Origin of the sequence: Mesorhizobium sp. M0854 (assembly GCF_040319815.1) — a bacterium.
Taxonomy (GTDB): Bacteria; Pseudomonadota; Alphaproteobacteria; order Rhizobiales; family Rhizobiaceae; genus Mesorhizobium.
The window spans coordinates 1-21,737 of the sequence record NZ_JAMYOL010000017.1; the positions used below are offsets into that span (position 1 = coordinate 1).

Annotated in this window: 19 protein-coding genes, 1 tRNA gene and 4 pseudogenes; 6 read left to right on the forward strand and 18 right to left on the reverse strand. The window is 59.4% G+C overall.

The window, feature by feature from the left end:
• Positions 1–427, reverse strand: a pseudogene (locus NKH99_RS22500) (OmpA family protein); the annotation flags it as partial.
• Between the two features lie 235 nt (positions 428–662).
• On the opposite strand from NKH99_RS22500, the gene NKH99_RS22505 reads away from it, so the two are divergent.
• Both NKH99_RS22505 and NKH99_RS22510 read left to right on the forward strand, forming a co-directional pair.
• Entirely contained in the window at positions 663–1,109 is a 447-nt protein-coding gene (locus tag NKH99_RS22505; RefSeq protein ID WP_023678278.1) for a YcgN family cysteine cluster protein, read from the forward strand.
• A 225-nt stretch (positions 1,110–1,334) separates the two neighbouring features.
• A complete protein-coding gene (locus NKH99_RS22510) occupies positions 1,335–1,694 on the forward strand; it encodes a hypothetical protein (protein WP_352472399.1) in 360 nt (119 codons plus the stop codon).
• Positions 1,695–1,827: 133 nt separating this feature from the next.
• Here the strand turns inward: NKH99_RS22510 and NKH99_RS22515 are convergent, their stop codons facing one another.
• Positions 1,828–2,538: an SIMPL domain-containing protein gene (locus NKH99_RS22515; RefSeq protein ID WP_353015600.1), complete on the reverse strand. Its 711-nt coding sequence runs from the start codon at positions 2,536–2,538 to the stop codon at positions 1,828–1,830.
• A gap of 184 nt (positions 2,539–2,722) precedes the next feature.
• Between NKH99_RS22515 and NKH99_RS22520 the strand changes: the two genes are divergently transcribed.
• Positions 2,723–2,798, forward strand: a tRNA-Ile gene (locus NKH99_RS22520).
• 21 nt (positions 2,799–2,819) lie between these two features.
• Here NKH99_RS22520 and NKH99_RS22525 read toward each other — a convergent pair.
• The 4 genes from NKH99_RS22525 to NKH99_RS22540 form a co-directional block, all read right to left on the reverse strand.
• Positions 2,820–4,037, reverse strand: coding sequence for a tyrosine-type recombinase/integrase (locus tag NKH99_RS22525; protein ID WP_353015602.1), 1,218 nt, complete (start codon positions 4,035–4,037; stop codon positions 2,820–2,822).
• Between the two features lie 670 nt (positions 4,038–4,707).
• Positions 4,708–6,021: an HlyD family type I secretion periplasmic adaptor subunit gene (locus tag NKH99_RS22530; RefSeq protein WP_352566043.1), complete on the reverse strand. Its 1,314-nt coding sequence runs from the start codon at positions 6,019–6,021 to the stop codon at positions 4,708–4,710.
• Positions 5,999–7,771, reverse strand: a complete 1,773-nt coding sequence (locus NKH99_RS22535) for a type I secretion system permease/ATPase (protein WP_353015718.1) — start codon at positions 7,769–7,771, stop codon at positions 5,999–6,001. Before NKH99_RS22535 ends, NKH99_RS22530 begins: the two co-directional genes overlap by 23 nt.
• Positions 7,772–8,166: 395 nt before the next feature.
• The gene (locus NKH99_RS22540; RefSeq protein WP_023678272.1) at positions 8,167–8,967 is read right to left on the reverse strand and encodes a calcium-binding protein; all 801 of its coding nucleotides are present in this window, start codon (positions 8,965–8,967) and stop codon (positions 8,167–8,169) included.
• Positions 8,968–9,406: 439 nt separating this feature from the next.
• Between NKH99_RS22540 and NKH99_RS22545 the strand changes: the two are divergent.
• Positions 9,407–9,787, forward strand: a pseudogene (locus NKH99_RS22545) (transposase domain-containing protein); the annotation flags it as partial.
• Positions 9,788–9,864: 77 nt separating this feature from the next.
• Here NKH99_RS22545 and NKH99_RS22550 read toward each other — a convergent pair.
• The 9 genes and pseudogenes from NKH99_RS22550 to NKH99_RS22590 form a co-directional block, all read right to left on the reverse strand.
• Positions 9,865–10,131 (reverse strand): annotated as a pseudogene (locus NKH99_RS22550) (hypothetical protein); the annotation flags it as partial.
• Positions 10,132–10,162: 31 nt separating this feature from the next.
• Positions 10,163–11,113 (reverse strand): LysR family transcriptional regulator, encoded by a 951-nt coding sequence (locus tag NKH99_RS22555; protein ID WP_353015604.1) that lies wholly within the window; start codon positions 11,111–11,113, stop codon positions 10,163–10,165.
• 67 nt (positions 11,114–11,180) lie between these two features.
• On the reverse strand, positions 11,181–11,969 hold the full coding sequence (locus NKH99_RS22560) for an ABC transporter permease (RefSeq protein ID WP_352450738.1): 789 nt from the start codon (positions 11,967–11,969) through the stop codon (positions 11,181–11,183).
• A 3-nt stretch (positions 11,970–11,972) separates the two neighbouring features.
• Entirely contained in the window at positions 11,973–12,884 is a 912-nt protein-coding gene (nodI, locus tag NKH99_RS22565; protein ID WP_023719311.1) for a nodulation factor ABC transporter ATP-binding protein NodI, read from the reverse strand.
• 55 nt (positions 12,885–12,939) lie between these two features.
• Positions 12,940–13,173: pseudogene (locus tag NKH99_RS22570) on the reverse strand (carbamoyltransferase N-terminal domain-containing protein); the annotation flags it as partial.
• A 35-nt stretch (positions 13,174–13,208) separates the two neighbouring features.
• Positions 13,209–13,805: a nodulation methyltransferase NodS gene (gene nodS / locus NKH99_RS22575; RefSeq protein WP_352842597.1), complete on the reverse strand. Its 597-nt coding sequence runs from the start codon at positions 13,803–13,805 to the stop codon at positions 13,209–13,211.
• Between the two features lie 79 nt (positions 13,806–13,884).
• Positions 13,885–15,210: a chitooligosaccharide synthase NodC gene (gene nodC / locus NKH99_RS22580; protein ID WP_353015608.1), complete on the reverse strand. Its 1,326-nt coding sequence runs from the start codon at positions 15,208–15,210 to the stop codon at positions 13,885–13,887.
• A 14-nt stretch (positions 15,211–15,224) separates the two neighbouring features.
• Positions 15,225–15,884 carry a chitooligosaccharide deacetylase NodB gene (gene nodB / locus NKH99_RS22585; RefSeq protein ID WP_352646418.1) on the reverse strand — a complete coding sequence of 220 codons (660 nt, stop codon included), beginning with the start codon at positions 15,882–15,884 and terminating at the stop codon, positions 15,225–15,227.
• Complete coding sequence (locus tag NKH99_RS22590) at positions 15,881–16,474, reverse strand: NodA family N-acyltransferase (RefSeq protein ID WP_352646417.1); 594 nt, start codon at positions 16,472–16,474, stop codon at positions 15,881–15,883. The genes nodB and NKH99_RS22590 overlap by 4 nt, the downstream gene beginning before the upstream one ends.
• A gap of 268 nt (positions 16,475–16,742) precedes the next feature.
• Between NKH99_RS22590 and NKH99_RS22595 the strand changes: the two genes are divergently transcribed.
• Positions 16,743–17,672, forward strand: a complete 930-nt coding sequence (locus tag NKH99_RS22595) for a LysR family transcriptional regulator (RefSeq protein WP_352646416.1) — start codon at positions 16,743–16,745, stop codon at positions 17,670–17,672.
• A 554-nt stretch (positions 17,673–18,226) separates the two neighbouring features.
• Here the strand turns inward: NKH99_RS22595 and NKH99_RS22600 are convergent.
• From NKH99_RS22600 to NKH99_RS22610, 3 genes are all read right to left on the reverse strand, one after another.
• Positions 18,227–19,258, reverse strand: a complete 1,032-nt coding sequence (locus tag NKH99_RS22600; RefSeq protein WP_023678260.1) for a LacI family DNA-binding transcriptional regulator — start codon at positions 19,256–19,258, stop codon at positions 18,227–18,229.
• Positions 19,259–19,560: 302 nt separating this feature from the next.
• Complete coding sequence (locus NKH99_RS22605; protein WP_353015610.1) at positions 19,561–20,889, reverse strand: dicarboxylate/amino acid:cation symporter; 1,329 nt, start codon at positions 20,887–20,889, stop codon at positions 19,561–19,563.
• 54 nt (positions 20,890–20,943) lie between these two features.
• The gene (locus NKH99_RS22610; RefSeq protein ID WP_353015613.1) at positions 20,944–21,153 is read right to left on the reverse strand and encodes a hypothetical protein; all 210 of its coding nucleotides are present in this window, start codon (positions 21,151–21,153) and stop codon (positions 20,944–20,946) included.
• A 273-nt stretch (positions 21,154–21,426) separates the two neighbouring features.
• On the opposite strand from NKH99_RS22610, the gene NKH99_RS22615 reads away from it, so the two are divergent.
• The gene (locus tag NKH99_RS22615; protein WP_352457032.1) at positions 21,427–21,642 is read left to right on the forward strand and encodes a hypothetical protein; all 216 of its coding nucleotides are present in this window, start codon (positions 21,427–21,429) and stop codon (positions 21,640–21,642) included.
• Positions 21,643–21,737 lie beyond the last annotated feature (95 nt).

The window sequence follows — 21,737 nt, forward strand, 5'->3', positions numbered from 1 at the left end:
GAGCGATCTGCTCGGCCGGAGCGGATTCTGTTTGCTGCTGCTGATTGCGCCGCTTCTTGCGGGGTTGCTCGGACTCGGCTGGAGCGATCTGCTCGGCCGGAGCGGATTCTGTTTGCTGCTGCTGATTGCGCCGCTTCTTGCGGGGTTGCTCGGACTCGGCTGGAGCCGCCTGCTCGGCCGGAGCGGATTCCGTTTGCTGCTGCTGGTCGCGCTTCTTCTTTCTGGGCTGCTCTGCCTGCTGGCTTTGCGCGCAGGCCTCCGCCGACTCGCCCTCGGCGCAACTCGATTGCACTGGGATGAGCGGCGCTGCGGTACGTTGCACGGGGCCGAATGCGGCGTCGCCTTGCAGCGGGAACGCGCCTAGCGGCGCGGACGCCATCAACAGGCCAAGCGCCGTGCCTGCCAGAATCCGTGGTTGGCGTTTCATCATAAACACTCCTTGTGGCGTCCCATCCATGCCCAAACTTTCAGCAACCATGTTTGGTTCCTGTTTGTAGGTTCTAGCTGTGGCACAGGGCGATTGACCGGCGTTTTGAAGGCGACTTCATGTCATTCGTATGGTCCTGGCGTATGTTCCGGCGTATGGTCCCGGCGTATCGTTCGGACGAGGGTGCACGGTTGCCGTGCTTGACCTTGAAGCGTCCGGGGGCCACATGCCGACGATGGAAAAGCCGTTCTGGAAGACCAAGACGCTCGAGGCGATGACCCCGGCCGAGTGGGAATCACTCTGCGACGGTTGTGGCAAGTGCTGCCTGTCCAAACTCGAAGACGAGGACACCGGAGAGATCTACTGGACCAGCGTCGGCTGCCGGCTGTTCGACGCTGGAAGCTGCCGCTGCTCCGACTATGCCAACCGGCTGGCGCGTGTTCCGGATTGCGTCGGGCTGACGCCGCAGAACGTGCGCACCATCAGCTGGCTGCCCAAGACCTGCGCTTACCGGCTGGTGGCCGAGGGCCGCGATCTCTATTGGTGGCACAGGCTGGTGTCGGGAAGCGACGAGACCGTGCACGAGGCCGGCATCTCGATGCGCGGCCGGGTCAGCGCCAGCGAGACCGACCTTGCCGAGCCGGACGACTATTTCGACCATATGCTCGCGGACGAGCCTTAGGATTTCCTGCGGTAACGAAGACCGGGAACCATGGCAAAAGGGTACGTTCCCCATCTGCCCTGCATAGAACGGTTCCAGAAACGGACAGACTAACGGCTGGCCCATTCTTGCCGCATGAACGGGGGATGAATGGCCGGTTCGCAAAAAATTCAGACAGGCGGGTGCATTCTCCTCGCATAGGTTTGACGAAAACGGGTGGAAACCCTCAAACAAGGAGAGAAGACAATGTTCAATACCATCAAGACGATTGCTCTTTCGGCACTTGTCGGCCTTGGCACGCTTGCTGCCATCCCCGCTCATGCTGACAGCATCTATCTCGGCTTCGGCAACAACCAGGATCCGCGCGTCGGCGTCTATACCGGCGACGAAGATGATGGTTACTATCGCGAACACCGCCGTCATGGCGGCTGGCGCCGGTCCTGTTCGCCGGAGCGTGCCATTGACAAGGCCGAACGCATGGGCCTGCACCGCGCCCGCATCATCGACATCAACCGCCGCACGGTCAAGGTCGCCGGCCGCCAGTATGGCGACCGCGTCGTAATCGTATTCGCCAACGAGCGCGGCTGTCCGATCATCTATCGCTAAGGTCTTCGGGCTTGCGGCCGGCTGACTTGCAGCCGGTAGAGTAGCGGAGCCCTTTCCGCCAGGACGGAAAGCGCGGCTCAAAAAAACCCCGGAGGATCGATCCTCCGGGGTTTTTTCATGCTGCAAGCGATGGTCATTTCAATTCGAAAGTCACCGTCACCTGTGCGGTATAGGAATTCTCGCCGGCTTGCACTGGGACCGACGCGCCGGCGGCATCGAATGCCTTGGCGTTGATCGGCATCGGCGGTGGTGCGAAATTCTGGTCGGTGATTTCCAAGACCCGGCCGATGCCGACGCCGGCCGCTTCGGCCAGCGTCTTGGCCTTGGCCATGGCATTGGCGACGGCCTTCTTGCGTGCCTCGGTGACGGCTGCCGCCGGATCGTCGTTGGAGAAGGAGATGCCGCCGCCCTGGTTGACGCCGAGCAACACCGCCTTGTCGAGAATGTCGCCGGTCTTGTCGATGTCGCGGACGCGCACCGAAAGCGTGTTGGTCACTTGGTAGGCGACAAGCTCGGCCTCCTGGCTGCCGTCGGGCTTGTTGGTGTAGTTATAGCGCGGATTGATCTGGATGCCCGCTGTCTGCAGGTCGCGCTCCTTGATGCCGGACGATTTCATGGCAGCGATCACCGCGGCCATGGCGTCGTTATTGGCATCGAGCGCTGCACGAGCCGTCTTGGCTTCGCGCATGACGCTGAGCGTCAGCAGAGCCAGATCGGGTGCTATCGCCGCCTCGCCTTCACCGGTGACAACGATACGCGGCGGCGGTGGCGAATCGGCGGCGGCCGCGATCGCCGGAAATGCGATTGCGGCGGCAATCGCCAGGGGCAAAATACGTCTGGTCATGAAATCTCCTCGATCTGGGATCCCAAGACAGCCGAGTGTTGGCCGGCGTCCAATGGGCGACGTGCAATAGGTTATCAATATGGGCTGATTTGGGCGATCCCTGCCAGCCCCCTTGGAACGCCTGCTCGGAAAGCCCTCGGAAAGCCTTGTGCGGTTCAGGGAAAAACACTAATCCAGCGCCGTGGGGCCTGTAGCTCAATGGTTAGAGCCGGCGGCTCATAACCGCTTGGTTGGGGGTTCGAGTCCCTCCGGGCCCACCATTGGCTTTTGTGGCCGTTGATTTAATTGGATTTTTTGGCCATTTTTGTCCCACCTCTTTCAACCCCCTCAGAAAGTGGGACAATTTTGTTCTCTTTTCGATCGATAACCAGCAGGTATTTCGCCGCTCTCGCTACCTTCCGGCGACGCGCTTTCTTGATGTAGTGGTCGGGCTGCTGGTACGTAGTCCACCCATATATCGCCTTCAGCTGCTCGTGCGTCGCGCCGTTCTCAGCGGCGATCGTCGCGCCGGCCTTGCGAATTCCATGAGCACTGCAGTGCGGCAGCTCAGCTTGATCACACCACTGGCGCATCTTGTTGCCCAGACCGTTCTCCGAGAACGGGCGACCATACTCATTGACCAGGAAGGTCATCTGGTCGGAGGGCGTGTGCTCAAGTTCCGCCTCTAGTTCGGGCAGAAGCGGGAGCTCCACCAACACCGCATCCTTGTTACGACTGGTCTTCCCAGGCTTAATTCTGATCCACTTCTCCCACTGCTCGGTCTCCTCGTTGTAGACGAGCGTGATGTGCTGTCGACCGAAGATCGCGACGTCGGACAACCGCAGGCCAGTAAACATGAAGATCGAGAGCGCACGTCTGGCTGCGGTACCCAGCGGATGCCGCTTCTCATATTGAACGATCTCCGACACGTCCCATGGGTGCCAGCCGTCGCCGCTCTTTAGCCGTCTGATGCCGCGGGCGGGATTGGAGTCGACGCCCGGAATCTCTGTGTCCTTTGCCCACTCAAACATCGCGCTGATGGCTTTTACGATATTGTTTGCCGCGCCAAGGGCGTCGAGCCTGGTGTCCCTGATCTCCTTAACATGAGACCGTTTCATACCGGCGAATGGCAGAGATCCCTTGGTGGGATACTGAGGATCCGGGTCACCTTCGAGGGGATGAGGTAATTCGCATACGCGCTCCAGAATTGCTCGTCGGCGCGCCATAGTGTCTTGGGTGATTTCCGTGCCGCCCCGACGGTAATACTCCTGGCAAAGCCACAGCAACGTGCCTTTCTTCGCTGGCTCGGAAGGCTTGGAGAGGCGCCGGCAAATCTCGGGAAGAGTGCCGGGCCGAACATAAGTGACCTCGGCGCGCGCGCACCGCAGTTCCTCGAGGAACTCGTCGCTGCCGGTCGGTTCACGGAGCCGGACCTTCTTCCGACCCGGTGCGCGAAAATAGTACCGATCATTGCCGTGGCGATCAGTGTCCTTCACTACGCCCTTAAGATCGATTTTCACGGGCTCATCCGTCATGTTCGTGGTTTTCGATCCCAAGGATTGTCTAGTGGCGGCGAATCTTCGTCAAGCTTTGGTGCTCCTCCGATTTGGCGGTGAGGGAGCTTTCGAAAGGCCAATACAAGTTCCTCGACGTCCCAAACAATGCGCCCCTTGCTCGGCATTCGTGGCTGGGGCATCCGGCCGTCCTGGACCATTTCATCAAAGGTCGTTGAGCTTACGCCGATGAACGTCGCAGCCTGCTCGCGATTGATTCCTACCGGCGGGAGCGAGGGCGGCAAGACGCTCGGGGTGCGTAGCATCGGTTTAGCGCGTTGAAAGCGCGTTTTTGACGCCTGCCTGTCTTCCTATGTACCCGTCCGAATATTGCAGACGCTCAATCATGTCCTAGCCCTGTGCTTGCAGGCTCACCCTAGGTCTCCAGACCTCAGGATCGCTCAAGACACCGGACTCTTTTCCAGCCTTTGTGTACGATGATGGGTATCTTAATGCGCTCGAGGCCAAGAACTGAATGGTCGGCGACTTGGAAGGGCAAAATGACCGTGGAACCACGAATCTGAGTCAGAGGCGGAATCCAACTGAGGAAAGTATGGCTGTGTTTTCAGACGGTTATGACTCTCATGCATGCGTAACAACCAACAAGAATACCAACAAAATGTTTCTGTGGTTACTTTCATTCCTCATGGAATGCGCGACTGATTTGGTCCGACAGCGGCTTCACAAAATAAGAAAGCGCCGTACGCTCGCCCGTCTGGATCATCGCTTCGGCCGGCATGCCGGGCACGAGCGTCAGGTCCTTGAGCTTCGTCAGTTCCGCATGCGGAACCGACAGACGCACCAGGTAATACGAAACGCCGTTTTTTTCGTCCGTCGCCAGATCGGCTGCGATCCGGCTGACATATCCGTTCAATACCGGCGTGGTCCTCAGATTGAAGGCTGACATCCGCAGCACGGCCTTGTGACCAAGCTGGATTTGGTCGATGTCCTTCGGGGTGATTCGTGCTTCAAGCGCAAGATCGTCGCCTTCCGGCACGATTAGCATAATCGGATCGGCGGGCGTGATCACTCCTCCGACCGTATGAACTGCGAGTTGTTGAATGGCGCCTGACTGCGGCGCGACAATATCGATCCGTCGCAGTTCCTGTTCAGCCGCCACCTTGCGCTCAACATACTCCCCAACCTGCGCCTGAACCTCTCTGAGCTCCTGGCCGACTTCCGTCTTGAAATCCGGATCGATCTGCAGGATCTGGAGGCGCGTTTCGGCTATGCGGGCTGCCGTCTGTGCCTGATGTGCAATCTTCTCACCGCGTTCGCCGCCGAAAGTGGCAACCTGCGTCTTCAGGCTGTTCAAGCGTTGGTCCGAGACAATGCCTTGGTCGCGCAGCCCACTCAGGGCAGCAATTTCCTTTTGGAGAATCTCGGTGCTTTTCTCAGAAGCGATTTCCTGCGCCTTGAGCCCCTCGATCTCGTGCTCATATTGAGTGATGCGTTCCGCTAGCTGCGCCTGCCTTCCGTCGCGGGATTGTCTGCGGAATTCGAACAGCCGCGTCTCGCCATGTACTGCCGAAGCTACGTCCGGAACATCTCTGCGGGCGAGCAGCCAGTCCGGGAAGGCGATCTCCGCCAGATCGTCACGCTCAGCTTCGAGTCGTGCCAGGTTGGCGGCCAGCTCATCGAGCCGCTTGGTGACTACAGCGAGAGTGGCGCGCGTCTGGGTGGCGTCGAGCCGCATGAGGATGTCGCCGGCTTTTACTTTATCACCTTCGCTCACCAGGATTTCTCCCACCACCCCGCCGGTCGGGTGCTGCACCTTCTTCACATAGGAATCGACGACAAAGTGTCCGGACGCGACAACCGCACCGGAGAGATTCGTGAAGGCCGCCCAAGCTCCGGCTCCTCCAACAAAGATCACGCTCGCCAGAAGGCCCGCCACCAGGTGCCGGCGAATGGAGCTGGAAACGTCATTATTCTGATGAATGCCGGCCACCGGGATCCTCCATGTCAGCGCGCTCTCCCACGTTATCCTGTGTAGACTCGATGGCCTTGACGCCAGCGCCTGGTGCCATCGCTGCCCTCTTCAAGACTTTGGAAAGCGCTTCATCACGCGCACCGAATGCTCGCTGCCGTCCACCTTCCATGACCAACACAAAATCCACGGCGCGGATGGCGCTCGGCCGATGGGCGACGACAACCGCAATGCCCTTGCGCCCGCGCACGGAGGCGATCGCCTTGACGACCGCAGCCTCGCCTTCCGCATCGAGATTGGCATTGGGTTCATCCAGCACAACAAGGAAAGGGTCTCGATAAAGAGCACGGGCAAGACCGATACGCTGGCGCTGCCCGGCGGAAAGTGCCGATCCGGCCTCACCAATCGGAGTTTCGTAGCCGTGCTCAAATCGGAGGATCAGTTCGTGCGTGCCCGCTGCTTTCGCCGCGGTGACAATAGCCTCAGGGTCAGGATTATCTTCAAAACGAGCGATGTTTTCGGCAATGGTGCCGTCGAATAGTTCAACACCTTGCGGCAAATAGCCGATATGACGGCCTAGCGCTTCCCGGTCCCATTGATCGAGGCTTGCGCTGTCGATGCGAACCTTTCCGGCGACCGGCGCCCATGCGCCGACGATGGCGCGCGAGAGTGTCGACTTGCCCGAACCCGATGCACCGATGATCCCGAGTGCGCTTCCCGCCTGAACGGCAAACGCAAGGCCGGTCACGGTCGGCTTCCTTTCGCCGGGCGGAACGATTGTCACGCCTTCGAGGCGGAGTTCGCGTTCAGGTGCAGGCATTGGCATAACAGGAGCGGTTTCAGGAACCTTTCCCAGGAGGTCCTCCAGCCGCGCCCAACCCTGGCGCGCCATGAGGAAGGATTTCCAGCTTGAAATGGCCAGATCGACCGGAGCCAGCGCACGCCCCATCATGATCGAACTGGCAATCATGACCCCGGCCGTAGCCTCCTGCCTGATGACAAGGTACGCGCCGACGGCAAGAATTGCCGATTGCAGCAGCACGCGCAACGACTTTGCAATGCCACCCAGCCCACCTGCCACGTCCCCAGCTTTCCGGTTGGCGGCCAGATACTCGGCATTGGCCTTGTGCCATCGGGCAGCGATCCGCTTTCCGAGACCGAGAGCTTGCACGACCTCGGCATTGCAACGCGCTGCTTGCAGTAGGCCATTGCGCACCATGTCGTGGGCAATGGTCTCGCGTATCGGCCGTTGCGAGAGAGTGTTGGTAAGAAGTGTCAGAGATGTGAGACCGATCGCCCCGATAAGTGCCGTCATGCCGATCCAGAAATGAAGGAGGAAGCAAATGGCAAGATAAAGCAGCATCCATGGCAGATCGAAGAACGCTGTCGGACCGTTTCCACCTAAGAATCCGCGAATATTGTCGAGGTCGCGAAGCGGCTGCAAGCCGTCGCCCGGCATGCGCGTTAAAAGCGGAAGGCGAACGATCGCATCGTGAACGCGTCCGGAAAACTGTTCATCGAAACGCTCGCCAATCCGCAGCAGCACGCGGGCGCGCAAAACGTCGAGCAGGCATTGGAACGCATAAAGCCCTGCAGCAAGCACGACGAGCCCCACTAGCGTCGATACGCTGCCACTTGCCAGAACGCGGTCGTAGACCTGAAGCATGAACAGCGGCGAGATCAGCGCAAGCACGTTGACCACGCCGCTGATCAACAGAATTCCCCAAATAGCGGAAGTCAGAGGGAAAGGTCTCAAAGCTGAATCCTTCAAGGAATGGTTACTCACGTAGGTCTCCGTGAGGATCTGGCGACCCAGCTCCCTATATTGCTCCCCGAGCGGCGACCGACTGCATCCGCTCGCTGATTCAGGATCAGTGCTCCCGCCGAATATGTTTGGTTTGGCATCTAATGGAGCGGGTCAACAACAACACCGTCCGGCTGAAGGTTTGGAAGGGCAACGTCATCGTGGCCGGCCGCAAGGGCCCGAACAGGCTTCCGCCTCCACGCCTTCAGGGAGATTTCGGTGTACGACCAGCGCGACGTGCAGGGCTTCGTCAAGCTGTACACGCTGCGACTGCTCCCGGGCGCCCCGGCCCATCGCAAGTAGCGGAAACGGAAAGCGCCCGCCCAGGGGGGCGGGGCGCTGTTCCGTATGGGTTTTCTGGATCAAACGAAGGTGAAGTCCGACGCGGTCAGGCCTAGGTCGGCCACGGTGACCACACCGCCCAGGTGGACGAACTCATGCGCGCTGTTGTCGGCGGTGACATAGGCCAGAGTTGCGACTCTGTCGGTGTAGCTGCTTTGGTAGACAATGATGTCGCCGGCGTGCTCGCCGGAGATCGCACTCGCGGCTTCAGAAGCAGAGTTGAAAGATTCGCCAGTGATCACCACGACGTGTTCGCCGTTCGCACCCGAGGCCGCACCACTGTAGAAGCTGCTCACCGGGTAGCCGGACTGTATGCTGGCGTTGTTGACGAAGTTCGCGCCAAAACCGTCGTTGTAGAGGCCCACCGCATCGAAGGCGAACTTGTCCTCCGCCGGGTTGAAATCGGTGATAGTGGAAATGTCCGGCTTCGACCCGACACTCGGGACGACCCCAGGCACCGGATTGTGGAACTGGAACACGAACGTGTCACTGTCGGTGCCCCCGGTCAACGTGTCCTGGCCGTCACCCACGTAGACGACATCCTGGCCGGGACCGCCGCTGAGCCTGTCATTGTCCTCACCGGAGATGCGCGCGTTGAAGCGGCCGTTGTCGCCGGAGAGATCGTCCCAGCCATCTCCGCCGAAGATGCGGTCGTTACCCTCGCCGCCGAGGGCTCGGTCACTGCCCGCGCCAGCCGAGATCTCGTCGTTGCCGCCACGACCGTCAATCCAGTCATTGCCCCCGAAACCCTCCATCCAATCTTCAAGCTTGGTGCCGAGGAGTGTTTCGGAACCCGGGCCACCCTCGATAATGTTTGCCATCGAAAATACTCCTAATGATGCACCCTGCCTGACGCGTTTCATATTCCTCATCGGATAATTAGAGAAATCGATTGCTTGGATAGACACACATTTACGAAATGGATGCACTCACGTTCACTTCGCCCTTCTGCTGAGCAGTTGCGGGCTCGCTGGCGGCCGGGAAGCTGGTCGCCCAAGCAATCGATCTGAAGATTCGACACTCAAACCGGACCAGGACAACACTTCGTAACGGGGCCGTCCTGGTTGGGCCCCAAACGTCTCTCTGTTTGCTCGACGCCGGCATACCCGCACCTTGAGCGCTGGACGAGGACAAGTTCCGCTGGCGGAGAACGGCGTGATCGGCTTGCCGCGCCGAAACTGATGGCGCTCGTCGAAGGCATGGACTGGACACGCGTTCGAGCCGAACGGCGACGGCGTCCGGCCGGAAGGCGGTGGCGAAGTGACTCAGGCGCAAAAGGCGGGCTTCAGGCCGTGCACAATAAGCTTCTGTCGGCGTCATGACGAGAAGCGCTTCGGCCCGTCCCCACGAAATCGATACGCTCAAGGCGATGTTCGTCGCCATGGCGGCGGAGAAGGCCAAACTGCAACAACTCCGGAGCGAAACACTCAAGGCCGAGATCGTCCGGATGGCGACACTCAACGAGCCTGCCCAGGAGCGGATCGCCGACCTTCATGGGATCGTCAAGCAGCTGGAGCGCGCCGCTTCGGTCGCAGCTCCGAGAAGCTCGAACGTGACCAGCAGGCCTTCGCCTTCGACGAAATCCAGACCGGGCTCGGCGCGATTGAGTCCGAGCTCGAGGCCGCAAGACCGACAGGCGAGCCGCGACGTGCTGCGCGACCGCGCAAGGCGTTCCCGGCGCATCTGGAGCGGGTCGAGATCGTCATCCAGCCCGAGCCATGGGGGAAGAAGCGCTCCCGCAGCCAATGGTCCAGTCCGTCAAACGCGGTCGGCCGCACAGGCTTGCGAAACGGAACAGTCCCGCCCTCGCTTAGATACCGAGGCACCGTGTTGCGCGCGCACCCGAATTCTTTCGCCCGTCGGTTCATTCCCCAGCCAAGCTCATGCAGCCGCAGCATCGCTGCCACCTCTTCATGCTGAAGGATCTGCTCTCCCTGCATCGTTCTCGACAATGCAGGAATCGCCCAATCCCAATCGCCACCCATGCCTCCTCTCATAACCGAGGGGGTCAGTTTCTCAATTCGACCGACAACTGAGACGTCCGGTGCTCTTAGGCGGGGTAATCATACGAGATGCCTCCTGCAACATCATTTCCCGCATCCATAGGCTTGCCGGATCATTATTGTGAAGCGCAGGCCATTGGACGGCCTCCGTGAATGCGGCAGGAAGTGGCGGCGGAAGTTCGACAATCCGCAGGGGTGTTAATTTTGCGAAATGCTGCGCCAGCCGTAAGGGCATTGTCCCGATGCGGTTGGTGCCTGCTAGAAGGGGCGGGATCATGCTAAAGCCCTGTACGACGACCTCGATACGTCTCTCGAAACCGTTCTCGAGCAAATACCATTCCTCGATGGAGGGCTGCCGGGTGTCCCCGAATTTAAGCACAACCTGCCCCATCGACAAGTATCGGTCGAATGTAAGTGGCTCTGACAGCTGCTTGTTCGTGCCGCAGCCTACGCATACGAGCATATCTTCGAACAGGGTTGCGCGAGGATGTTTCGACATGAACACTTCCGGCATAATCAGAAAATCAACGTCGCCGCGCCGGAGAAGCTCCTCGGGGTCGTCGGAAATAAGCAGACATTCGAAGCGGACGGCGGGAGCTTCCCGCGCAGCACGCTTTACGATCTTCTTAAAAAATACGAGCGTGAGGTAATCGGAAAGGATGATGCGGAAGCGACGATCCGATCGGGCCGGGTTAAAGGCGTCCCAGGAAATAATCGACAGCTGGATGTGCAGCAATGCCTCCCGGACTGCTGTGGCGAGCCCCTCCGCGCGTGGTGTCAAAATGAGTTCGCGGCCGTTCATCGTAAATAGCTCATCGCTGAAATAGGCGCGTAACCGACCGACGGCGGCGCTCATGGCCGGCTGACTCAGGTTAATACTGCGGGCCGCGGCGGTGACTTTACGCTCCCTGATCAAAGCGTCCAGCACAACCAGGAGATTTAGATCGAGTCCCTTAAAACGCATGTATTGACCTATCCGACGCGTGGATGGGTATCGCCCAAAGAATCAATTTTACGAATGGTGAGTAGCGTCAACGCATCAGCCGACGACGAAATAGAGCAACCGATAGGAAGAACGGCAAAACCGTGTATATGCAAAGCGCGCCGATATGCAGGCCCATGCTGCCGGCCGGACGGCCAAGCATCGCCGGACGAATGAGGTCAATTGCATGTGCGAGCGGCAACAAGGAGGCGACGTCCTGAAAAGCGCCGGGCAATTGGTTGACCGGAAACATCGCGCCGCAAAGGAACAGCATGGGTGTTATAACAAGCGTATTATAAAATATGAAATATTCATAACTGGGCGCAAGCGCCGTGACGACCATCGCTAGACTCGCGAAGGCGAGGCCACTGAGAGCGATGACTGGCAGCAAGCAGAGGATGGATGGCCACGATGTGTAGCCGAGCGTGGTGGCAACAATAGTGATTGCTGTGCCCGCCATCAGGGCCTTGGTGGCTGCCCACGCCAATTCGCCGAGTAAGATATCGCCGAGCGTCAGCTGAGTGCATAGCATTCCTTCCCAGGTGCGCTGGTTGTCCATGCGGCCGAAACTCCCGTAAACCGTTTCAGCAGTCGCCGATGCCATCGCGCTTGTGGCAACCATGCCAGCCGCGAGAAACGCAATGTACGAAGTGCCCTCAACAGGACCTATCATTGTTCCGATGCCAAAGCCGAGACCGAACAGATAGATCATCGGATCGGCGAGGTTGCCGAGAACCGATGCAAGCCCGATTTTCTTCCATCCAAGATAGTTGCGGCGCCAAACCGCGACCCAATTCCACGCATTGGCGGGCATGGCCGCCGCATAACGTTCGCCCATTGTTCAGTCCTCCATCTCGCGCCCGGTTAGCCGCAAGAACACATCCTCGAGATTGGGGGGACGCTGCAGAAGGCGCAGACCCGCGCGCCCGCGTAGCTGCACCAGCACCTGCTCCGGATCGGGTGCATAGCAAAAAAGCGTCTCACCGCTCACCTCGATGCGCTGTGCGTACGGCCGGATCAGCGCACCCAGTTCATGCGGATTGCCGCCGTAAACCTCGACCACGTCACAGCCGATCTGCTCGTCAATGAGTGCGGACGGGCGGCCTTCGGCGATCTTGCGCCCCTCCTCCATAACGCACAGCCGATCGCACAGCCGCTCGGCCTCTTCCATGAAATGGGTAGTCAAAAGAATAGTCTTGCCCCGCGCCAGCAGCGATCGCAGCCGTTCCCAGATCAGGTGGCGGGCCTGCGGATCGAGGCCGGTGGTCGGCTCGTCCATCACCAGCAAGTGCGGGTCATTGATCAGCGCACGCGCGAGCGTCAGGCGCCGCTTCATGCCGCCGGACAGTTCGGCGACGCGCGCATCCGCTTTGTTCTCGAGGCGGGCGAACTCAAGCAGCGACGGTATGACCGCTTCGATCTGGCGTCTGCTCATCCGGAAGTAGCGCCCGAACACCAACAGGTTCTCGCGTACAGTGAACGCGGTATCAAGATTGTCGAACTGCGGGACCACGCCGATGCGCATACGTGCCAAACGCGCGCGCGCCGGCACTGGAGCGCCGAGCACAGTAATCTTCCCCGCATCAGGCGATGTCATGCCGAGGACCATACGCGCAATCGTGCTTTTGCCCGCGCCGTTCGGTCCCAAGAGCCCGAAGCATTCCCCCGCCGCAACGCGGAACGACAGTCTGTCGACAACGAGCTTGTCATAAGTTTTGCTTACGTCAGTAAGATCGATCGCTACCATGGACATGGGTTCATTTTACCGAGAGGGACGCCAAGACTGGCAGTTGCTTGGTTGCCTGCCGGACCTGAAACTGTGACTCGTCTTCGCCATCCCAGCCGTCGATAACGAACTGATCGACATCACAAGGATTTAGCCCCTGTTCCGCCAAAGCGGCGACAATTACGTCGAGATTATCGATGGTTTGATAACGAGGATTGTTGTGCCGCTTTTCCTGCTCAACGCAGAAGACGAGCCGTCCATCCTCGACAAGGGCGATCGCCCCATCATGGGTCAGCTTGGTACCACAGATGCGCATAGTGTCTCCACGTTAACGGCGATAGATTCGATTCATCAGGAAGCGGAAAGCGGGTTCCGGAAACGGACGAGCAAGCAGTCTTCGTTGACCGACTCGCCCCGACACTCAAGACGCTCTACCTCGATCAACGTTTCGTTCAGCATGGCGATGACCGGCTCAGCACCAGCGGCGTGACCCCAGCGACGGCAATTAGCATCCCTTGCCGATCCGAAGATCAGATGCCCGCCTGGCGCAAGCACCCGCACCAGGTTTTTGACGGCCGCGCGCATCTCGGCTATGTCTTCGAGGTAGTATAGGACCTCCGCCACAACGATCAGGTCAAACAACTCGCCGGTCGAAAACTGTTGAACATCGGAGACTATCCAGTTGATGCGCGACGGCTCCTTTATCCGTTGACGTGCTCGAGCAATCGCTTGCGCCACGACATCGATGACGGTGAGCCCTTGGCAGTAGGGAGCTAGTTTTTCCGTGAATGCGCCGGCAGCGCACCCGACTTCGAGGGCATTTGTAATGGAGCCTTGGGCAAGCGCCAGCTGGAGCATTTGCGTGTGGCGCTCCCGCTCGAACGGATTGCCGTCGAGGCGCCACGGATCGTCTGCGGCCAATTCCCGATCGAGCAACTGATGATTCATGTTCTGGGTCAAACTCGTCCACCTCTCGTCACCTAGGTAATTAGCGATCACTCGTCGCCGCAGATGTTGCTCGACAGCGCTAATCCCGAAGAATCCGCGCAAGATTGAGCCTGCGAAGCGGAGCCGCATGCGGTGAGAATTCTGCCCTGCTTGATCCAGTGATCGGAGTTTGGGTGGGGGCCTGTTTTCCCCCAGTGTTCGATGTAGCGACAGCAGAGCTTCGCGACAGCCAATCGCTATTGCTCAATGTACACAGCGCGTAGGCCTTCAAGGGAAGTAAGAGAAAGATGTTGATGAACGTGTGCAGGGAAAAGCCCAGAAATCGAAACTGTCGAGCACGAAATGCTACCACGCTGCATCGGAGCATGGTCATGGACAAAATCATCAGTCCTGTCCACCAAGGCACAGTGCCTGTCAGTGCGAAATGTGCGAGGCCCGTTAGTACCGATAGGGCGAGGAGTAGCGGCCCGAGATTCTGTCCGACCACGTCCAACGTGAGATAGCTATTGAGGCCGGGCAGCAAGCGCAGCCCAAGCAGCGTGTCCCGGAATGTGCTTCGTGCCCAACGGAGTTGTTGGCGCAGATACGGTCCGAGTCTGTTCGGAACGACTGTGGCCGCGATGGCGCCCGGAACGTACTCGGTTCGAAAGCCTGCTTTCAGCATGAGGATAGTGAGATGGCGATCCTCCCCGAAGTCGCTTGGCTTGCCCCGAAAAAATTGCGACTCGTACTGGTCCAGTAACAAAAGGAGCGCAGACCGGCGGTACATGGCACATGGGCCGCAACAGCACATAACGGCACCGAAGCGAGCCTGTGCCGCGCGCTCCTCGTTGCAAGCCAGCCAGTACTCCATGTCTATCAGCCTTGTCAGCCAGCTCTCGCTCCGGTTACTGGCAATCAACTGACCCATGACTGCGCCGACCGCTGGATCTCGCATCTTCGGTACAAGCTTGGTGATGACGTCGGACGCGAGTATCGTGTCTGAATCAACGTTAAGCACCAAATCCCCGGATGAGCGGCGTATCGCGGCGATCTGCGCCTTGCGCTTTCCAACATTCTCGGGAAGCAAAATGATGTCGAACCTAGGGTCGCGCGCGCAGGTTTCGTGGACAGTTCCTACGGCTTCGCGATTTCCAGAACCGTCATCAACCACATAGACCCGAAGTCTTCCGGCGTATTCTTGGTCTGCAATGGAAGCCAGGCACTCTGAAAGCGTGCGCGGATCCTCGTTGAAGCAGGGGACGATGACATCCACGCTGGGCAGTTGATCGGAGCCGACGAGATCCTTCAACGCCGATGAGTCGTTTGTCGGCAGAGCATAAATCCCCTGCATGCTCTTATAAGCAGTCGAGAGCAGTGCATAAAGCGAAATGGCCACAGTGCTGGTTGTACCAAGAAGAGTCATGGGATCTCGTTTGTTCAGTGATGTTGAGGAAGTGAGCGGATTACAAATCCGCGCTCATGAAGTGCTGGAATCAGACGGGACAGCGCCGTGACCGTCTGGTCGCGCAGACCGGCGTGAGCGCCCTGGCTCAACTCGCCGGGAGGGCATCCGTCGTGCAAGAGTACGATTGCGCCCGGCCGGACAGAGGCGAGCACGGTATCGATAATCGCGTCGACCCCAGGGCGAGACCAATCTCGAGGATCGACGGACCAATGGAGGGCCGTCAGCCCGGCGATCTGTGACGCTGTGAAGACTTCTTCGCTCCAGGCGCCGTAGGGCGCGCGAATATAGCGCACCGAGGCCTGAGGGCACGCCCTCATGATGGCGCCGTTCGCTTCAAAGATCTCACGTTGCACTTCGCCGAAGCCGCATTTGTACAGATCCGGATGAGTCATCGTGTGGTTGCCTAGCTCGTGCCCTTCTGCAAACATTCGTTGGATTAGATCCGGGTGCTCTAAGGCGTAGGCGCCGATGACGAAGAAAGTCGCCGGCACCCGCTGCTCTGCCAGCACATCGAGAATCTCCGGTGTGAAAAGTGGATTGGGACCATCGTCAAACGTCAGATAAACGCTGCGACGGCCGGTGCCGTCAGAGCACTCACGGCCCACTTCGTACAAGCAATCGGGACGGCTCATAGCTCTGGTCCGTTCCGATCGATCATCGTGCCCGTGGGCCACTCGCTGATCGGCCGTCCAACTGGCAGAACAATGGTGAGTGCGTCATCGGTGCGTGTGGGCGGCAGGTCGAGGCGCGCCTCTGGTCGGGTGGAGCGCACGCGAATTCCCGACAAAACGGCCAAAGGGCTGTATCGCCGCCCGAACCTCTCAACATGATTCCGCAGCGCGTCTCGGACGGTTCCGAAAGCGAATGGAACGCCAAGCTCCTGCAGTATTGGAAGCATGACATGGATTGAATGGGCGATTCCGAGACCCTCAAGATCCGGACGTACCCCGTACAGGCCCAGCTCAGCCACCAACAGATCGACCGCGTCAACCTTGATGAAACGGCGCAGTATGCCCATGTGAGCCGCTACACCGCTCGAATCATAGGCGATTACGCGGAGTTCAGGCCTGGCTCCGGCCCAGCTTCGACTACCTTCGAACGGTTCTGCGTTGGACGCCCCAGTCGGCCCGTAGGTATTACGAAAGAACTGGGCGAGCTCGACGTGTTCCGAGAGCTGCAACTCGTTTTCCCAGCACAATTTCCACTGCACCTGAGGGCGCATTCAGGACCTCTCTTCAAAATAGTTTCTTGCGGGCCGCATTACCCGGCCAAAGCGGCGGCGTTGTTGGCTGCACTCAACCGTTGTCGTTAGCGGCGGTGAGCCAGCCGGTGGGGCTCGCCAATGAGCTCTCTCGATGTTCCCGCCCGTGTCGCGGCGCCGTCGATTTGAGCTTGACGTCGGTCATTTACGTTCCTCTAATGCATGGTTCGTAAATTCGTAAAATTGATTGTTTAGATGATGCCCATCCACACGCTGGATAGATCAGGATATGCGGTTTAAGGGGCTGGATCTGAATCTCCTCGTTGTGCTGGACGCTCTGATCAGGGAGCGTAAAGTCACTGCCGCGGCCAACAGTATTAACCTGAGCCAGCCGGCCATGAGCGCCGCCGTCGCTCGGTTACGCGCCTACTTCAGCAATGAGCTATTTACGATGAACGGCCGCGAGCTCATTTTGACACCGCGCGCGGAGGGGCTTGCCCCAGCAGTCCGGGACGCATTGCTGCACATCCAGCTATCGATTATTTCCTCCGACGCCTTTAACCCAGCCCAATCGGATCGTCTCTTCCGAATCATGCTTTCCGATTACCTCACGCTCGTGCTTTTTAAGAGGATCGTAGAGCGTACTGCGCGGGAAGCTCCCGCCGTCCGCTTCGAATGTCTCCCTATTTGCGACGACCCCGAGGAGCTTCTCCGGCGCGGCGACGTTGATTTTCTGATTATGCCGGAAGTGTTCATGTCGAAACATCCTCGCGCAGCCCTGTTCGAAGATATGCTCGTATGCGTAGGCTGCGGCACGAACAAGCAGCTGTCAGAGCCACTTACATTCGAGCGATACTTGTCGATGGGGCATGTCGTGCTCAAATTCAGGCACACCCGGCAGCCCACCATGGAGGAGTGGTATTTGCTCGAGCACGGTTTCGAGAGACGTATCGAGGTCGTCGTACAGGGCTTTAGCCTGATCGCGCCCGTCCTATCAGGCACCAACCGCATCGGGACCATGCCCTTACGGCTGGCGCAGCATTTCGCAAAAACAACACCCCTGCGGATTGTCGGACTTCCGCCGCCACTTCCTCATCCCGCATTCACGGAGGCCGTCCAATGGCCTGCGCTTCACAATACTGATCCGGCAAGCCTGTGGATGCGGGAAATGATGTTGCAGGAGGCATCTCGCCTGGCGCCTTTGGTTGAAAGCTATTGAGCGTCTCGGGCTTCCTGGAGGCGGTCGCGATCGCGTAGGAGCGGTTGCCATTCGGGCGTCAGGCCTTTGGCTCGGCAGAGCGGCGCAGTTCCTTGCTGAGTACGAGGGCCAGGAACGAGCAGAACCACATGCCCGGGTTGGTGCTGAGTTGACTGCCGCCTCCGATTTCGCGTGCGAAGTCCCAGAAGATGTCTAGCCCCACTCAATCCCAACTTTGCCGGCCTTGCCGCGGCTTTTCACGCGCGGCCAGGCGAGGAGATGCCGGTCGACGAGGTCAATCCCATTGGACTGTGCCGGCCTCGCTCGGCTACTGGCGTGAGGCATCCTTGACGACACCGCCCTGCACCGACAACGTCGAGATGTTGGCAATGAAGCCGGTCGCGACCTCGCGCTTCCGCCTGAACGCGTGGCCGATCCGTTCACCCAATCGGCGCTTCATCCTGGGCCGCGGCTGAGGCCTGTGGGGTGCGGCTACCCCGCGTGGATGGGATAATCAATCAACTTTCTCTCATTCATGAAAGGAAACTCCCCGCTTACGATAGAAGCCATCAGTTTCATATATTTTCCGGCAGATGGATGTCGAACGGCAGAAATGTCTGTCCTGGTGTTTCAGCAGTGCCGGTCTCGATAGCCCGCGTCATCAGCGTTATCAGCTCCTGGGAAAGCCGGCGCATTGGCGTGGCGACCGCCATCGTGATGATGTTATCAGCGAGTGCCGCCCGAGATTCCGGCGTGATTTCATTCACGATCGCGACGAGATCGCGACTTTTACCCTCTTCCCGGACCGCGGAGATGGCGCCCTCCATGCCGCCCCCGGCGACATAGAAGCCGACGAGCTCGGGTTCCCGCTGCATGAGATCAAGCGTTGCCTCGTAGGTGACCTGCCGTTTCTCCAGGTTCACAAGCGGATCGAGTACCTCGAACGTCGGCGCGTTCTCACGGCAATAGGAGCGAAAGCCGACGTCACGGAGCTCGTGCCCCTGGAAACGATGGCTACCGACAAACACCGCCACCTTGCCGGGCCGTTTTGCGACCTTGGACACCATCCAAGCGGCCGTGCGCCCCACCTTGCGGTTGTTGAGGCCGATATAGCCCTGTCGCACGCCGGCGGCGAAGTCGGAAAGCAGCGAGAAAACCGGAATGCCTTTGGCCTTGAGGTCCTCAACCGCTGCTGTAATTTTTGGGTGGTCCGGTGCCACCATCGCGATCGCATGGCAGCGTGCGCCCAAATCCTTGAGCGGTGCGATTAGGTCGCTCGGCATATGTGACGGGGCGAATTGGATGAGCGGAATGCCGTGGAAGGACTGGGCCAAATTGACCGACGCTTCGACCTCGCGCGCAAAGTCTTGGTAGAAATGCTGGGCCGGTTTTCTCAAGATGAAGCCCAGACGGTAGCACGGTAGGTCTCGCCGCAAGCGCTGCTTGATGAGCCCGGCAGCATGATAGCCGATCGCGTGGGCGGCGTCGTGGACCCGCCGCGCGGTCTCCTCGCGCACCGGATGGCGGGCGTTCAGAACCCGATCGACCGTTGCTACGCTGACTCGGGCTTCGCGGGCGAGATCGGCAATTGTGGGGCGCTTGGTCATGGGTCCTATTCTGATTGGTTTTTGACGCAGGCTGGCTCTCTGTCACCTAGCGCGATTCGACAATGGTTTCGGGTGGGCAAAGTGAAGACGCCCGCATACTGAATGATCGACAGTGTATTGGACTACTCCAGACGTAGACCGGCGGGGTATAACGGAAGGTTCATTCGCTTAGGGCGGCGACGATTTGCACTCACACATTTAGCGCTTCTGATACATGGTCCGTGAGGCGCCGTTTAGAGCCTGCGAGTCGATCGTTCAGGTCATGTGACCAGCTTGGCGAAACCGGTCGCGGTGCGTCGCCCTTACTCGGCGGAGGATAGCCGGTTTGATGCCTCGGCAAGCTGATGACCGGAGAAGGCGGCTTTCATCTGCGCCCGGTCCAATTCTCCTTCCCAGCGGGCAACGACGAGGGATGCCACTGCGTTGCCGACGCAATTCGTCAGCGCCCGGCATTCGGACATGAAGCGGTCGATGCCGAGTATCAGTGCCATCCCAGCAACGGGAACACTCGGAACTACGGCGAGCGTAGCAGCCAGGGTGATGAAGCCCGCACCTGTTACACCTGCAGCGCCCTTGGAGGAAAGCATCGCAACGAGCAGCAGCAGCACCTGATCGCCGATTGACAGATCCGTGTTCGTCGCCTGCGCGATGAAGAGGGCCGCCAGGGTCATGTAGATATTCGTGCCGTCCAGATTGAACGAATATCCGGCCGGGATGACGAGACCCACAACCGAACGCCTGGCGCCCGCCTTCTCCATCTTCTGCATGAGCGAGGGGAGCGCGGCCTCCGAGGAGGACGTTGCGAGGACAAGCAGCAGCTCTTCCTTGATGTAGCGAATGAGAGAACAGATCGAAAAGCCGTTGTAGCGGCAGACCGCGCCGAGAACCCCGAACACGAAGAGGAAGGCGGTGAAATAGAACGTCGCGACCAGCATCGCGAGGTTGACGACCGAACCGATGCCATATCTGCCGATGGTGAAGGCCATTGCGCCGAAAGCGCCGATCGGCGCGGCTTTCATCAGAATGCCGACGAGCTTGAAGACAGGCGCGATGAGCGCCTGAAGGAAGCAAACGACAGGCTTGCCCGTCTCTCCGGCCATCGCGAGCGCCATGCCGAACAGAACCGAGAAGAACAGCACCTGCAGGATGTCGCCTTCCGCGAAGGCGCCGACTATCGTTGGCGGGATGATGTTCATCAGGAAGCCGGTGACCGACTGCTCGTGGGCCTTTGCGGCATAGGTATTCACGGCCTGGACATCGAGCGAGGCCGGATCGATGTTGAGGCCGGCGCCAGGCTGGACGACATTGGCGACGATCAGGCCGACGATCAGCGCGAGCGTCGAGAAGGTGAGGAAATAGACCATTGCCTTGCCGGCGACCCGGCCGACCTTGTGAAGATCGTTCATGCCGGCAATGCCGGTCGCAATTGTCAGGAAGATGACAGGCGCGATGATCATCTTGACCAGCTTGATGAAGGCATCACCCAGCGGCTTCAGGCTCTCGCCGGTTCCCGGATAGAAATAGCCAATTGCGACGCCGAGGGCGATGGCGGCAAGCACCTGCGCGTAAAGCTTGGCATAGAAGGGTTTGCGGGGCGCGGGACTCGCGCCGCGGACTTGTGCAGCTGACACTGTTTCTCTCTCCCTGACCGGATCGAGGTGGCGTGACTTCTCCCGGGCTTCTCCCTATCGCGGCGCTCCGGTCGAACGCTGCACCAACGCCGCCGCAATACCCATGCCAAATGGATCCGCATGACCTGAACTGACGTTGGGCTCGCCAATGATGGGATGAATGCGGTGGCACAAGACGGGAATGACAAGGCCGCCGTCCAGCACGCGCTTGATCTTCTCCGGCAGATTGCCGGTCGATCTCTCTGGCTTGCGGTTTTGCTGCACATCGTGGTGGGCTCCTCGGTTTGCCGACTTTGGGAAGGGCCGCATCGCTGGCACCAGAGCGGAGAATTGCCGTGTTCTTTGCCGCGCTGCCGCTGCAGCGACAGCTTGAAAGCGACGTCGAGACGTAGGGATTGACGCCGCTGGTGCTGACCGCGACGATGCGGTTCAGAAGTTCCGAGCACCGCCGAGAAAGCCGCGCTCGACCGCCAGCTTCGCGCCTTCACACGCGACGCCGCCGCGTTATGGGCGTCATCAATATCGAGGAAATTGCGGTTGCCGCGACCGACCAGTGTCGTCGGCAGTGATTATCGCTCCCGCCCCTGGTTCGCAGGCGCTGGTGAATGGCACGGCCCGGCAATTTATACTCGGCGCGGTCAGCCGCTCGGGCACCGCATCGCCGGCGCCGTATTTCTGTCGTTCAACATCGCCGACAAAAAATTAGAACTGATGAATTCTATCATAGGCCGCGAGGTTTCCTTTCACGAATGAAAGAAAGCTCGATTGACTATCCCGCCTCGCTCCAGTCTTTTGAAAATCAACGTGTGGTTGCCCCCGTGCAAGCCGAGAACGTGGCCAAGCTTCGT